The following is a 13,290-nucleotide window of genomic DNA, read 5'->3' on the forward strand; positions in this document are numbered from 1 at the left end:
CTATGAAAATGCATGCATCGGTCAAGGGAGGGGCAGGCTCTATTACAGAAGGCTGGCTGCTTGTGGTAGGCATTATTTTTATAGCGGCCAATCTGCGGGCGCCCCTAACATCAGTCGGTCCGTTGATCGGAGTCATAAAGGAGAAGCTGGCGATCTCGGGTACGCTGGCCGGCATGATCACGACGCTGCCCGTACTGGCCTTTGCCCTTCTGTCCCCGGTTGCCCCCATGCTGGCACGCCGCTTCGGGCTATCCCGCGTACTCTGGTTCGCGATGCTTTTGCTTGCGGCGGGGGTACTGATCCGCTCCTCTGCCAGCATAAGCCTGCTGCTCGCAGGAACGCTTATACTGGGGCTTGCGATATCGGTCTGCAACGTTCTGATGCCGAGTCTGATCAAAGACCGATACCCGCAGAGAACGGGCCTGATGATCGGCGTCTACTCGGTATCGATGAATATCAGCGGTGCGCTAGCCTCGGGCGTCAGCGTGCCGCTTGCCATCGGCTTGGGTCTCGGATGGAAGGGGGCGCTCGGCATATGGGCGCTGCTGGCTGTCGTTGCGCTTGCTATCTGGCTTCCTCAGGCGAGTATCGGGAGAGGCCGCCCAGGCAAGACGACGGAGGCGTCACAGGCCCCTAGGGTCAACGTATGGAAATCTTCGCTCGCCTGGCAGGTTGCTTTGTATATGGGAACTCAGTCCTTATTGTTCTATGTCATGATTACCTGGATACCTAATATACTGACCACCTATGGGATGAGCCCTGGCGCCGCGGGCTGGACGCTCTCCGTGATGCAGCTTGCTGTGCTTCCGGCTTCGTTCGGGGTACCGGTGCTGGCCGGCCGCATGAAAAGCCAGGTTGCGCTGATGATCGTCGTCGTATCCTTCTTCATTATTGGCTTCGGGGGGCTTCTTCTGGGGGGAGGACGTCTAGTGGTGCTTTGGACGCTTTTTATCGGGCTCGGCGCAGGCTGTACCTTCAGCCTGGCGATGATGCTGTACGGGCTGCGCTCCAAGACCTCTCATACGGCTGCCGAGCTATCCGGGATGTGTCAGGCCGTCGGCTATCTGCTGGCAGCTATCGGTCCGGTGCTGCTCGGCTATCTGCACGATGCGACCGGAGGCTGGACGATACCTTTGTGCATCCTATTGGCGGTCAGTCTTTGTACGATGGTATTCGGCATAGGGGCGGCCCGGAACCGGTATGTCGAGGACGGTCATTAGAAGTGCAGGAAAGCCGGGTTCACCGTATAAGGCATGCGGACAAGCCCGGTCGCTGGAAGAATAATGGCGTCTATGCAACCTTCTTCGCGCAGATCGCGTTAAGTAAGTAACTCGCGAGGTTGTGTACAAACTGCATAAGAAAAGGAGAATCAGGATGATGAGAAAACAAACATCCATGGCTCTAACCGCCCTGCTTCTAAGCAGCGTAACCTTCAGTTCAGCGTTTGCCTTCACCGATGTCGAGGAAGGTCAACGTGAGGCCGTCACGGCGTTAAAGGATCGTGGGGTGGTGAATGGGATCGATCAGGAGCATTTTGCGCCGAAAGGTCAGATCAGCTATGCCCAAAGCCTGCAGATGATTGTGAAGGCGATGGATCTCAACCTGGACTTGGTGAAGTTCATCAAGCAGCCTGTCGCATCGGACACGTATACGAATGTACCTGACGACGCCTGGTACGCGGACGCTTTTATTATAGCTCACTACCATGGGCTCGACATTCCGCGGGATGTCAACCCTCATGCGGCGATCACGCGCGAACAGTTCGGGGATTTGCTCGTCCGGGCCCTTGAGAAGAAAGGCAATTTTCCTTTGATCAAAATGTTTATCCAGATTCAGGACGAGGATCAGCTGAAGCCGGAGCTTCAAGGCACGATCCAACGGGCGTTGTTGTACAAAATAGCCCAGCTCGATCAGGAAGGCCGCTTCCATCCGAAAAGCGAGCTGACCCGCGGTGAGGCGGCAGCTTGGGTATACAATGCGATTCGGGTGATGGAGGTCCATTCGCAAAAGCCCGCGCCGGCACAGGCGCCAGTACCAGCGCAGGCGGCGAAAATTGACGTTAGCCTGGAGAAGGTGAACGATGAGGTGAACAAGGTGACGTTAACCTGGGAACAAAGGCCGCACCCGGGCTATGGGATGGAAATCACCGGAATCCGATTTGAAGCGGGCGCCAAAGCGGTCATCATTTACAAGCTGCATGAGCCCGATCCGGATAAGATGTACCCCCAGGTGATAACGCCTGCCAAGGTATCCACGTTCATCCCGTCCGGCTATGAAGCCGTTGCGGAGCCCGCGCTCTAAGCGATACCCATCTGATTCAGCTTCTTGGACAAGGGTAATAATGGATGGAACAACCAATACCCTATAAGGAGTGATTCAGAATGGCACAGAACAACCGCGATGGGAAAATGAGCCGCGAAGAAGCAGGACGTAAGGGTGGCGAAGAAACCTCGAGAACCCATGACCGTGAGTTCTACCAGGAGATCGGTCAAAAGGGTGGCGAAGAAACCTCGAGGACCCATGACCGCGAGTTCTACCAGGAGATCGGTCAAAAAGGCGGCGAATCCAGAGGAAATAACGGGAATCAAAACCGTAACGATAGCAGGGGCAGCGAGGATGACGGCAAGATGAGCCGCGAAGAGGCGGGACGCAAGGGCGGGGAAGCCCGGGCGCGCCAACGCGACAACTCCTAGGCCTTAATTCGGCTGTGTAACACCGTGCAATATAAAAAGGTCAGGAATGCCTTTAAGAAGGCGGTTCCTGACCTTTTTACGGGATATAGGCAATCTAGGCAGTATCCGAATGAAGCTCTTCCCGGTAAGAAGCGAGCGAGGCCTGGATAATCGTATCCAGGAACGCCGGTTCCAGGTCGGGCAGAATGGACTCGGCATACCGCCATGCATTTTCTTCAATCTCCAGGGCGATGAACCGGCGCTCGGGGTCCGTGATCTTCTCGTCCAGTCTTCCGGCCAGTCGCACTAGCTCCGCGTCCTCCGAGTGACCAAGCTCGTGGGCGCAGACGACCGCTATATAATCTTCTAACCGATCCAGAGAGCCGAAGAGCTGAAAGCACTGCTGCTTGATCGGTTCCTTGTAAATATACACTTGATGTGTGGCCATATGATATTTGCCGCCGACCAGCCGGTTTCCAGGGAAACGGGGCTCGATCTTGACCTCAATCCGGCTTCCCGAACGGCGCAGCAGCCTATCGACCACCTGGCGGAATAATTCCTCCTCCAGCTTTCCTCACCTGACTCTCCTCGAAGTTAAACTCATTATAAAGGACCATGATCGACAATGAAATAGGCCAGATTAATCTATTCCTACAATACGTCTGATTGACCGTAAAGGTTGCAGAATGCGCTCCATGTTGTCGAAGCATACGGGCCTGCGCGGCTGTCTCCCGCGTCCGTCTCCTTTAGCCCGGAGTCTAATCGTACTTCTCATCATCGACGCGGCTGAACCGGTCCACAATCAGCTCGGCCTCGGTCTCGAAGTTCAAGTATAACGGAGCGGGAAGACGGTCTGTGATCGTCTGCACGTCCGGCAGCTCCAGCAGTTCCTCCAGGGTCACGGGTCTGGGGTCCAAGCCATTCACCCAGTCGCGGAACGCATCGATGAATTGGTAGAAGGAAGCCTCGAATTCATTGGCCGTTCCCTCAGCCTCCTCTTCGTCCGCCGCCGACATGGACGTCCAATTGCGCAGCGCGGCGTCCAGTGTCAGCCTTACCTTTGTATCCATAGCATGTACCTCCTCGTATCGGCACTTGTCCTCTAATCAGCCTATTATAACGCGATCCGGTGCGATTCGGCTAACCAGGCGGGAATGACCACAATTTGACAAGGGTAGTAAAATTATTGCAAGGTATAGGTAAGTCTATTACAATCAGTTTCGAAAGTGGCAGACTTTCCAGGCAAGGTCACTCGTCCCTGCAAAGGATTCAAACCATTATTTATTTTCTGGAGGTATCATGAAAAAATTCGTAGCAATGCTCGCGACAGGAACCTTGGCCCTTTCTTTCTACTCGACGACTGCTCTTGTACAGCCGGCGGATGCGGCCTCAGCGGCTTCACTGACCGCTGACAGCTTCAAGGATCTGCAAGGCATCGATGCCAGCCTGAAGGCTAAGATTGACGCCATGCTGGCAGCCCAAGTTTTCGAAGGCGTATCCGCCGATACATTCGGTATTCGCGACCATATGACGCGTGCCCAGTTTGCCAAGGTGGCCGCGCTGATCTTTGATCTGTCTGTAGACTCGAGCGTAACCACATCCAGCTTCTCCGACGTTCAGCCGACGGATGCGGCCAACGGCTGGGCTATCCCTTATATCGAGGCTGCCAAGAAGGCCGGATTGATCGACGGCATCACCGAGACGACCTTTGCTCCCGGAGAGCAGGTGACGGCAGGCCAACTGGATACGATCCTGCTCAAAGGGCTGGGGCAGCAGGTAGATACGACGGGAACTCCGTGGTTCGCGGATGCGGTCAAGCAAGCTGCCGCCCTCGGGATCCATCCGACAGGCAAAACGGGCGATGCGGCGGCAGACCGTGCGGATCTGGTCGCCAGCTCCTATGCGGTCAAGAAGCTTGTGGATAAGGAAACGGAGTCGCCAGCGGCGCCTGCGGATCCTCCGGCCTCCCCAGCACCTGTTTCGATCGTTTCCGTCCAAGCATCAAGCGATAACGCTAAGGTTCAAGTAGCCCTGGATCAGGAAGTCGATACCGCCAAAGCGACGCTTACCCTGACCCGGGGAGGAGCGGTCGTCCCGGCTTCCGCCCAATGGGCCGCCGACAAAAAGTCTGCGACGCTGACAGCCTCAGCCGCGCTCGCAGCGGGTGACTACACCGTAACCTTGACCGGGCTGGACGCTTCCGCGGTCAAGCGGGCTACTGGCTCCTTTACCATTAAAGCTACGGTTTCTTCCGGCAGCGGAAGCTACGAAATCAAGCAAACGCTGGAGTTAGCGAATGTCATCGACAGTGGATTGACGGAAGTGGCTAGCGGCAGCAATGGACTAGAGACGAAGGCGAATGCGGAAGACCCGACGGTCAGCAAGTTTGCCAAGGAAGTGAAGATCAACGTCACATCAGGCGGCGAAGCCGTGGCCGTTCCAGGCATTATCAAAGCTATAACCTCGTCCGACCCAAGCATCGTCAAGGTGGGCGTATCCGCCGATAATCGCGGCTATGTGCTCGGCAACAAAGCGGGAACGGCTACGCTGAACATCATGTTCAAGGCGCTGGACGGAGACGATAAGCTGATGCAAGCTACCGTTGTCGTGAAAGCGGACGGGGTAGTCGGCAAGATCATCCGGGCGGGCCGCACGACGTATCATCACGACCTGTCAGCTTCCAGTCAATTCGACGCGTATGAAGCGATGGATCTGAGCATCACCGACAATTATGATATCAAGTATGAGAAGAGCGAGATCAAGAAATATAACTTTGCGCTGGCTGTCGGGTTTACGGCGACTGCCATCGAGGGCGGCGGCAGCGTTGAAGTCGGTCAGGACGGCATCGTCCGGATATCAGGCACCGTAACTTCCTTTGAGCTGGGCGCTGTATTGCCTAGTGGGGAAAGTGCGGTCACTTATGTACGCGTAGAGTAAGCCTACACAGAAATAGACAGCTTCTGCAGAGCCTAGAATTCCTGCGGAGGCTGTCTTTATTCCTGGAGGCCCGGAAAGAGGGATCCCATCATTACCGTACAAACCACCACGGATATCGACGCTCCGATCGAGCTGTGCTTTATGCTGGCTTGCGACTTGCGGCTGCATACCGAGACGGTATGGCCGCATACGCGCGAGAGCATCGTCGCAGGTCCGGCGACCGGTCTGCTGCAGGGCGGAGACCTGGTGACCTTCGAAGCGACCCATTTCCTGATCCGGCAGCGACTGACGGCCCGCGTGACGGAGTACGTCGCTCCCTATCGGTTTGTTGATGAGATGATCAGCGGGGCATTTCGAACGCTGCGGCATACCCACGCTTTCGAAGTGTGCGGCGAGCGTACCATGATGACCGATACGCTGGAGCTTTCGGCTCCGCTGGGCATTCTGGGCTGGCTGGCGGAGCGGGTGGTGCTGCGCAGCTACATGGAGGCGTTTCTCATCTACCGCAACCGCAAGCTCAAGGCCGAGGCCGAAAGACGGGCGAAGCAGCAGATGAACACGCTTTTGTTTGATAACCGGCCCAAACAGGTAAGAAAAGAGTGAGAACCTTACCTGGAGGTGAAGGCCAAGTGGAGAAGCCTAAGGACGTAGATAGCGTCGGAAAAAAGGAAAATCCCGAGCAAATCCCGTCAGATAAGCCCAGTCTGTTCGATCTGTATGAAAGCGAGCGGACGGTCGACCCCATCCCGCTGGAGGATAAGCAGATCGAGCTGCAGGATGAGAAGCACAAGGAGCGAACCAAGGACTCCTCAGGCAGTGAGAAGAAGTTTAAACGCGGGTATTGAATGAAGCCATGGAAGAGAAGGAATAAGATTGATGAAGGATATCGCGACCGCGGTATCCTTTTTGCCGTGGGAAAGGGACTGGAGAGAAGAAGGCGTTTCGATGACCTGCAAGCGCTCAGCCAAGCTTTCATGTGCACATGGGAGCCTGGCTAATTTTTGTCTGACGGCTGCTTGAGAAGCCCTTCGGATTATGTTAATTTTAGGGCACAATTCCGTTCGGAGCTGAACGAAGAAGCGGGTGAGCCTATGACAGAGATTCGGGTGCTGGTAGTCGATGACGAGAAGGAAATTAGAGATTTGGTGAAAATATACCTGGAGCGCGAGACGTACCGGGTCGATACGGCGGCGAATGGGGAGGAGGCGCTCCGTCTGTTCGGAGAGAACAGGTACAACCTGGTTCTCCTGGATCTGATGATGCCCAAGGTGGACGGTACGGAGGTGTGCCGCAGGATCAGAGCGGACAGCAATATTCCAATCCTCATGCTGACGGCTAAGGATCAGGAGGTGGAGAAGATCGTTGGGCTCGGGATGGGAGCGGACGACTATATCACCAAGCCCTTCAGCATCCATGAGCTTACGGCTCGGATTAAAGCGCATCTCAGGCGCTTCCTTGTGCTGGGCAGCGACACCCCTTCTCCTTCACAGGAGCAGCTTCTTACCTGCGGGACACTCGTGATCGACCTAAAGAAGATGACTGTCCGCAAGGTGGGAGAGCTTGTAGACTTAACGGCCAAGGAATTTGAATTATTAAAATTTTTCGCCACTCATCCGGAGCAGGTGTTCACCAAAACGCAGCTGTTCCGTCAAGTGTGGAAGTCCGATTATCTGGAAGACGACAACACGGTCATGGTCCATATCCGCAGGCTGCGGAAGAAGATAGAGGAAGATCCGTCGGACCCGAAGCTGATCCAGACGGTGTGGGGAATCGGATACCGGTTCGCGGGTGGTCGCGATGAGGCGTGAGGGGAACGTCCCGCTCCTGCTGCTGCTTCAGTTGATGGCACTGGCCATCCTCGCGGGGATGGAAATCCTGCATAAGCCCCCGGGTATATTCGGCACGGGCTTATGGGTGCTTTTGTTTGGGGTTACGGGTCTGCTGCTCGCCGCCAGACTTCGCTGGGTTCGAGAACTGGAGAACATCGTGACTCACCTCCAGCGTGTCGGACAGGGCAATATGAACACCCGGATTCTTGTCCGTAACGGGCATCGCGCCTATCTGGAGACCGTGTTCGCGATCAATGCCTTAATCGAGCAGCTGGCTGCAGTCCAGGAGCAGTCTGTCAGATCGGAGGCTGCGCGTAAGCGGCTGTTGTCGGCGATCTCCCATGATATCCGGACACCGCTTACCTCGATGATCGGGTACATGGATGCCTTGAAGGATGAGGTGGCCGCTTCTGCGGAAGAACGGCGGGCGTACCTGGATATTATTTCACGCAAGGCAGCTTCATTGAAGGATTTGATCGAGGACATGTTCGAGCTCGCCAAACTGGACGCTGACGATATCGTCCTTCGGCCGGAGCCTCTGGATCTGGCCGAAGCGGCCAGAGAAGCGGTCATAGCTTGGCTGCCCGAGCTGCAAGCCAAGGGGATCGAGCTGAAGGCTAACCTGCCGGACAAGCCTTGCCGGGTCGAGGCGGATTCGCTGGTGCTGCAGCGGATTCTCGCCAATCTGATCAAGAATGCCGTGCAATACGGGCATGACGGACATGTGCTCGGGATCGAGCTGGGGCGCCGGGAGCAGGATGGGGACTATGAGCTGGTGGTGTGGGATAAGGGGCATGGCATCCCGGCACAGGAGCTGCCTCATATATTCGAGCGGACCTACCGCGCATCCGGCTCCGGCGGCTCGCTCAACGGTGGAAGCGGGCTCGGGCTGGCTATTGCCAAGGCTCTGGTGGATAAGCAAGGAGGTCGTATATGGGCGCAGAGCGAGCCGGAGGTGCGGACGGCCTTTGGCTTCACCCTTCCGGCTGCGGATGCGAACCGAAGGAAGTTAAGAAAGATGTAAGAACTCGTTAAGAGTCAGGTAAGGCCGACTGCTTATTCTACAAGTAAGGGCGGCAAGAACGCTTAAGAAGAAGCAGGAGGCGATAGCGTGACGGACACGGTTATTAGGACGACCCGGCTTACCAAGCAGTATGGGGACCGCAAAGCGGTGGATGAGCTGAATATGACCGTGAAGCAAGGGCAAATTTACGGTTTCCTTGGGCAGAATGGCGCAGGCAAAACGACCACGATCCGGATGCTGCTCGGTCTCATCCGGCCGACGTCCGGAAGCATCGAGATATTCGGAGAGGCGATGCCCGCTAAGCAAAAGGAGATATTACGCAGGATAGGCTCTATCGTTGAGTTTTCCGGTTTCTATGAGAACCTGACGGCAAGAGAGAATCTGGAGATTAACGCCAGGCTGATGGGGGTTCACAAGAAAACGGCGATTGAGGACGCCTTGGAGATTGTGGCTCTCCAAGGGGAGACAAGCAAGCAGGTAGGCCAATACTCCCTCGGCATGAAGCAACGGCTCGGGATTGCCAGATCGATCGTACATCATCCGGAGCTGCTGGTGCTCGACGAGCCGACCAATGGTCTTGACCCGATTGGGATCAAGGAAATACGGGGCATGATCAAGTCGCTGGCTAAGGAGCGGCAGATGACCATCTTGATCTCCAGCCATATTTTGACCGAAGTGGAGCAGCTGGCCGATCAGATCGGCATCATCCATCAAGGGAAGCTGCTGGAGGAAATTTCGCTTGAAGAGCTGCGCACCCGCAATCGCAGGTACCTGGAGTTCCAAGTATCTCAAGACAACAAGGCTGCTATGCTGCTCGAGAAGCATTTCGGTATCCATGATTATGAGGTAGGAAGCGAAGGGAAGATTCGCATCTACTCGCATCTGGGCCAGCAGGGCCAGCTGAATAAGCTGTTCGTCGAGCACGGCATCGAGGTGACCAGAATCGCTCTGAGCGAGGATCGGTTGGAGGATTATTTCGTTAAGCTGATAGGCGGTGGAACGATTGGTTAATCTTGTTTACACGGAGCTGTTGAAGCTGAAGCGGGCCAAGATGTTCCCGGTTAGTTTGGCCGGAGCGGCGGCGGCTCCTTCCATGGTGTTCATCGGGTATCTGGATGTGAAGGCCAGACGGCCGGAAGAGATGGTTACCTTCAGCGAGCTGTTCTCCGAGACGAGCCTGTACGTACTGCTGCTGATCGGGACGCTTCTCTACGGGGTCATTACGGCCTATCTGATTAACCGGGAGTTCACGGAGGACACCTTGAAAAGCCTGCTGACGATCCCGGTGTCGCGGACCGGATTGATCGTAAGCAAGCTTATCCTGCTGCTGATATGGATAATGATGCTCACGCTGACAGCCTGGACGCTGACGCTTATCTACGGCCTGATCGCACAGGCAGAGGGGCTGAGTCTGACTGTGATCGGCCAATCCTTGAAGGAATATGCGCTCGGAGGGGGCCTGCTCTTCCTTTTGTCCACCCCGACCATGTTCGTCAGTCTTCTGTTCAGAAACTACGTGCCGACGATCATCTTCACGGCTGTGATCACGATGGCCAATGTAGCGCTTGTCAATAAGGAATACAAGGCGCTGTTCCCGTGGTCGGCGGTGCACGTCATCGCGAGCGGGACCGTCGTGCCCGAGTATCCGCTTTATTATTCCGTGGCGGCGGTAGTGGCCGCTTCGGCAGCCAGCTTCCTGGCGACCATCGTTTATTTCAAGAGGATCGATATTCAATAGGCTTGGTCCGGGGTGCTGGACAGAAGCTTGCAGCTTTGCTGCCTTGCGAGAAAGAGAGGATGAGGTTATTGAGTCTGTGGGAATGGTTCGCCGCCCTCATGCTGGGATGCGTAGAGGGACTTACCGAGTTCGTCCCGGTATCTTCAACCGGGCATATGATTATTGTCGATGATCTCTGGTTCCGAACCTCCGAGATGTTCTCGGCGGAAGTCGCGGTTACCTTCAAAATCGTTATTCAATTGGGTTCCGTGCTTGCTGTCGTCGTGCTGATGCGGGAACGGTTCTTGAATCTGCTCGGGCTTCAGGGAGGGCAAGGAGGGGAGACGGGAGAGCGGCGGCTCAAGCTGACACAGGTTGTGGCAGGGCTTATACCGGCGGGAGCGATGTATCTGCTGCTGAACGACTGGGTGGACCGCTACCTGTTCTCCACGGAGACGGTCGTCATCGGACTGGTGCTCGGGGCCATACTGATGATGGCGGCGGACCGGTTCCGTCCTCGTCAGCCGAAGACGGAGACAGTCGATCAGATCACGTATCGGCAGGCGATCCTTGTGGGTTGCTTCCAATGTCTAGCCATGTGGCCGGGCTTCTCCCGCTCAGGGTCGACGATATCCGGAGGCGTACTGCTCGGGATGAGCCACCGGGCGGCGGCCGATTTCACCTTTATTATGGCCGTGCCGATTATGGCGGGGGTCAGCTTCTTCTCGCTGCTGAAAAATTGGAGCTATCTGACGCCGGATGTTCTTCCATTCCTGGCGACTGGCTTTGTCAGTGCATTCGTCGTAGCGCTGATCTCCATTCGATTTTTCCTGAAGCTGGTTCACCGGATTAAGCTCGTACCCTTCGCGCTGTACCGACTGGCATTAGCCGCTGTCATTTACTTCATAGTTCTGTAACTAGAAATTAGAAAGGATGTGCCGTTTGGCTATGCTTCGAATAGACAATAATCCGAGCGGTGAAGCTTATCGCCGGTTGATCGATTATGCCATAACCCATGCCTCCTTCTTCGTTCTGGCGGAGAGGGGACAGCTCGCTAGGGATAGGGATGTAGGTCTGCTGCTGCGAAAGCTTCGTCCCTATCTGCTCAAAACCTATGAAAGCGGCGTGGTGATGGGGACTAATGCCATCGGTTATACGTACGAAGATACGATCTACGTATACCGCTGCTGCCCGGAGGTAGGCGAGCTGTTGAAGTCGGCGGCTGGCAGCCTTTTTGATTGGCAGCACCCGAAGCTGCCGGAGGATCTCGGCTTCTGGGATGGGCAGGAGCGCGATTGGCTGGTCAACATCGCCCATGAGAGGATGGCATCGCTTCAGGCCGGCGAGGAAGAGGCCGCGAGGCTGCGCGAAGAGCTGCGGGGCGTCTTTCTTCGGGGAGCGTTTAACCAAGAACTCGAACCATACTTGGCAGATGCTTTGCACCATGGCGCCGACCGGCTTTACTTGAGCGGCTTTCGGCTGCAAGAGGTGCCTGATGGGGTAGGTCGCATCTCCACGCTGAAGCTGCTGGAGATCTTCGAGCAGGACATTCGCAGACTGCCGGCCAGCTTGTTCGATCTGGAGCAGTTGGAGCAGCTGACGATCTATACCGCCGATCTGGAAGCGATCCCTCCCGAAATCGGCCGTTTGACGAATCTGACTCATCTGACCATCGGCTGCTGCAGCTATGATCGTCCGCAGCCGGGGGAGCCGATGATTTCCATCGAAGACGTTACCCTCCAGGAGCTGCCAGCGGAGATAGGACGGCTGACCAAGCTGGAGAGCTTGAGGATCAACGCTACGGGCCTGCGGAGACTGCCGCCCGAGCTGGCAGAGCTCAAGCAGTTGAAATATCTCGACCTCAGCCGCAATCGGCTGGAGGCCGTACCGCATGAAACGGTGAGACGGCTGCGCCAGTTAACCTACAAGTCGTTCGACGGGAATCCGCTGGATGGCGAGAGCATAAGGTAATGGCACACCAGCCTTTCAAGCGACGGTTAATCCTATTAACCTGTAGGATAAAAGATAATTAATTAGCGGTATTATTTATTGGGTTAAGAAGAAATATGAAGGGGAGATACATTTAGGGGAGAATAAGTTTAGCATTGTTAAAACTTGGATAGATGGTAAGCGGAAATAGATAGCCTTGGTCCGATGAGTCACGGTCCAAGGCTATTTGGATGATAGGGCTTCCCTGACAGCTGACAGGGGCTGAAGCGGCTTTATCTCTTAAAGCAGCTGCTTCAAATAATGATAGCTGATCGTCAGGCTCTCGAACGGGTCCCGACGGCACTGATCCTGCTCGACCACGTACCACTCCACGCCTGTATTGCGGCACGCTTCGATGATCGCCGGCCAATTGAGGTTGCCCCGGCCAATCTCCGCAAACACCTGCTGATCCTCGACGATCTCCATATCCTTGAGGTGGATGACCTGCATCCGGCCCTTCACTTTATTCACCCAGTCGACCGGGCTTGCCCCGCCTGCCTGTACCCAGTACATATCCAGCTCGAAGCCGAAGTCCGGATCGGCGGATTGTTCGAGCAGCACGTCCATCCCGGTGCGGCTGCCGAACTTGGCGAACTCGAACCGGTGGTTGTGATAAACAAACTGCAGCCCATGCCTAGCGAGCTCTGCACCGATAGCCGAAAATTCCTCGGCCAGCCGGACGTAGCCTTCCTCGCCGGTACGGTAGTCTGCCGGCATGGAGCCAAGTCCGACGTACTTGCAATTCCACAGCTGATGCTCGCGGATGACGGCCGGCAGGTCCTTCGTCAGACGATCGTAGGAAATATGCGTAGCACAGATGGTCAAGCCGATTTCGTCAACAAGCTGCTTGAGCTTCTCCGGCTCGATGGGCCCCATCCCCGAAACCTGAACCGCATCGTAACCGATGGCCTTCACGCGTCGCAGTGTCGTCGCGATGTCCTCCGGTGTTTTGAGAAATTCGCGCAAAGTATAGAGCTGGACTGCGATATTGGCTTGCTTCATCCCGGGATCACCTTTTCCTCATAGTCTAGTCGTTCTCTACCTCAGTGTATCATGGTTCCGGGATGGGGGTTTTACCGAGGTTAACGGAAAAGCGGGTTTATTTAACTGTGCTTGCCTAAT

The 13,290-nt window shown here is 55.8% G+C and carries 15 protein-coding genes; 12 read left to right on the plus strand and 3 right to left on the minus strand.

What is annotated here, in order from left to right; all coding sequences use genetic code 11:
- The first annotated feature begins 2 nt into the window (after positions 1-2).
- From GSF01_RS12895 to GSF01_RS12905, 3 genes are all read left to right on the plus strand, one after another.
- Positions 3-1,220 (plus strand): CynX/NimT family MFS transporter, encoded by a 1,218-nt coding sequence (locus GSF01_RS12895; protein WP_159884753.1) that lies wholly within the window; start codon positions 3-5, stop codon positions 1,218-1,220.
- Between the two features lie 154 nt (positions 1,221-1,374).
- Positions 1,375-2,301, plus strand: coding sequence for an S-layer homology domain-containing protein (locus GSF01_RS12900; protein WP_235941433.1), 927 nt, complete (start codon positions 1,375-1,377; stop codon positions 2,299-2,301).
- 80 nt (positions 2,302-2,381) lie between these two features.
- Entirely contained in the window at positions 2,382-2,693 is a 312-nt protein-coding gene (locus GSF01_RS12905; protein ID WP_159884561.1) for a KGG domain-containing protein, read from the plus strand.
- 94 nt (positions 2,694-2,787) lie between these two features.
- Here the strand turns inward: GSF01_RS12905 and GSF01_RS12910 are convergent, their stop codons facing one another.
- Complete coding sequence (locus tag GSF01_RS12910) at positions 2,788-3,216, minus strand: hypothetical protein (protein ID WP_235941434.1); 429 nt, start codon at positions 3,214-3,216, stop codon at positions 2,788-2,790.
- 214 nt (positions 3,217-3,430) lie between these two features.
- Positions 3,431-3,742: a hypothetical protein gene (locus GSF01_RS12915; protein ID WP_159884563.1), complete on the minus strand. Its 312-nt coding sequence runs from the start codon at positions 3,740-3,742 to the stop codon at positions 3,431-3,433.
- 229 nt (positions 3,743-3,971) lie between these two features.
- On the opposite strand from GSF01_RS12915, the gene GSF01_RS12920 reads away from it, so the two are divergent.
- The 9 genes from GSF01_RS12920 to GSF01_RS12960 all read left to right on the plus strand — a co-directional run bounded on the left by GSF01_RS12920 (position 3,972) and on the right by GSF01_RS12960 (position 12,150).
- Positions 3,972-5,609, plus strand: coding sequence for an S-layer homology domain-containing protein (locus GSF01_RS12920; protein ID WP_159884565.1), 1,638 nt, complete (start codon positions 3,972-3,974; stop codon positions 5,607-5,609).
- A gap of 141 nt (positions 5,610-5,750) precedes the next feature.
- On the plus strand, positions 5,751-6,212 hold the full coding sequence (locus GSF01_RS12925) for an SRPBCC family protein (RefSeq protein ID WP_235941435.1): 462 nt from the start codon (positions 5,751-5,753) through the stop codon (positions 6,210-6,212).
- A gap of 26 nt (positions 6,213-6,238) precedes the next feature.
- Positions 6,239-6,454, plus strand: coding sequence for a hypothetical protein (locus tag GSF01_RS12930; RefSeq protein WP_159884567.1), 216 nt, complete (start codon positions 6,239-6,241; stop codon positions 6,452-6,454).
- A 246-nt stretch (positions 6,455-6,700) separates the two neighbouring features.
- Positions 6,701-7,417 carry a response regulator transcription factor gene (locus GSF01_RS12935; RefSeq protein ID WP_159884569.1) on the plus strand — a complete coding sequence of 239 codons (717 nt, stop codon included), beginning with the start codon at positions 6,701-6,703 and terminating at the stop codon, positions 7,415-7,417.
- On the plus strand, positions 7,407-8,462 hold the full coding sequence (locus tag GSF01_RS12940) for a sensor histidine kinase (RefSeq protein ID WP_159884571.1): 1,056 nt from the start codon (positions 7,407-7,409) through the stop codon (positions 8,460-8,462). The genes GSF01_RS12935 and GSF01_RS12940 overlap by 11 nt, the downstream gene beginning before the upstream one ends.
- A gap of 87 nt (positions 8,463-8,549) precedes the next feature.
- Positions 8,550-9,473, plus strand: coding sequence for an ABC transporter ATP-binding protein (locus GSF01_RS12945; RefSeq protein WP_159884573.1), 924 nt, complete (start codon positions 8,550-8,552; stop codon positions 9,471-9,473).
- On the plus strand, positions 9,466-10,200 hold the full coding sequence (locus tag GSF01_RS12950) for an ABC transporter permease (RefSeq protein ID WP_159884575.1): 735 nt from the start codon (positions 9,466-9,468) through the stop codon (positions 10,198-10,200). The genes GSF01_RS12945 and GSF01_RS12950 overlap by 8 nt, the downstream gene beginning before the upstream one ends.
- A 59-nt stretch (positions 10,201-10,259) precedes the next feature.
- Positions 10,260-11,096 carry an undecaprenyl-diphosphate phosphatase gene (locus GSF01_RS12955; protein ID WP_201305381.1) on the plus strand — a complete coding sequence of 279 codons (837 nt, stop codon included), beginning with the start codon at positions 10,260-10,262 and terminating at the stop codon, positions 11,094-11,096.
- Between the two features lie 31 nt (positions 11,097-11,127).
- Entirely contained in the window at positions 11,128-12,150 is a 1,023-nt protein-coding gene (locus GSF01_RS12960; protein WP_159884763.1) for a leucine-rich repeat domain-containing protein, read from the plus strand.
- A 258-nt stretch (positions 12,151-12,408) separates the two neighbouring features.
- Here GSF01_RS12960 and GSF01_RS12965 read toward each other — a convergent pair whose 3' ends face one another.
- Positions 12,409-13,170 (minus strand): sugar phosphate isomerase/epimerase family protein, encoded by a 762-nt coding sequence (locus GSF01_RS12965; RefSeq protein ID WP_159884577.1) that lies wholly within the window; start codon positions 13,168-13,170, stop codon positions 12,409-12,411.
- Positions 13,171-13,290: the final 120 nt, after the last annotated feature.

The sequence above is a fragment of the Paenibacillus puerhi genome (assembly GCF_009846885.1).
Taxonomy (GTDB): domain Bacteria; phylum Bacillota; class Bacilli; order Paenibacillales; family NBRC-103111; genus Paenibacillus_G; species Paenibacillus_G puerhi.

Coding starts and splice junctions, on each gene's coding strand:
- GSF01_RS12895 (WP_159884753.1), top strand. CDS start 3: ATGAAAATGCATGCATCGGTCAAGGGAGGGGCAGGCTCTATTACAGAA.
- GSF01_RS12900 (WP_235941433.1), top strand. CDS start 1,375: ATGATGAGAAAACAAACATCCATGGCTCTAACCGCCCTGCTTCTAAGC.
- GSF01_RS12905 (WP_159884561.1), top strand. CDS start 2,382: ATGGCACAGAACAACCGCGATGGGAAAATGAGCCGCGAAGAAGCAGGA.
- GSF01_RS12915 (WP_159884563.1), bottom strand. CDS start 3,742: ATGGATACAAAGGTAAGGCTGACACTGGACGCCGCGCTGCGCAATTGG.
- GSF01_RS12920 (WP_159884565.1), top strand. CDS start 3,972: ATGAAAAAATTCGTAGCAATGCTCGCGACAGGAACCTTGGCCCTTTCT.
- GSF01_RS12925 (WP_235941435.1), top strand. CDS start 5,751: ATGCTGGCTTGCGACTTGCGGCTGCATACCGAGACGGTATGGCCGCAT.
- GSF01_RS12935 (WP_159884569.1), top strand. CDS start 6,701: ATGACAGAGATTCGGGTGCTGGTAGTCGATGACGAGAAGGAAATTAGA.
- GSF01_RS12940 (WP_159884571.1), top strand. CDS start 7,407: ATGAGGCGTGAGGGGAACGTCCCGCTCCTGCTGCTGCTTCAGTTGATG.
- GSF01_RS12955 (WP_201305381.1), top strand. CDS start 10,260: ATGAGGTTATTGAGTCTGTGGGAATGGTTCGCCGCCCTCATGCTGGGA.
- GSF01_RS12960 (WP_159884763.1), top strand. CDS start 11,128: ATGCTTCGAATAGACAATAATCCGAGCGGTGAAGCTTATCGCCGGTTG.
- GSF01_RS12965 (WP_159884577.1), bottom strand. CDS start 13,170: ATGAAGCAAGCCAATATCGCAGTCCAGCTCTATACTTTGCGCGAATTT.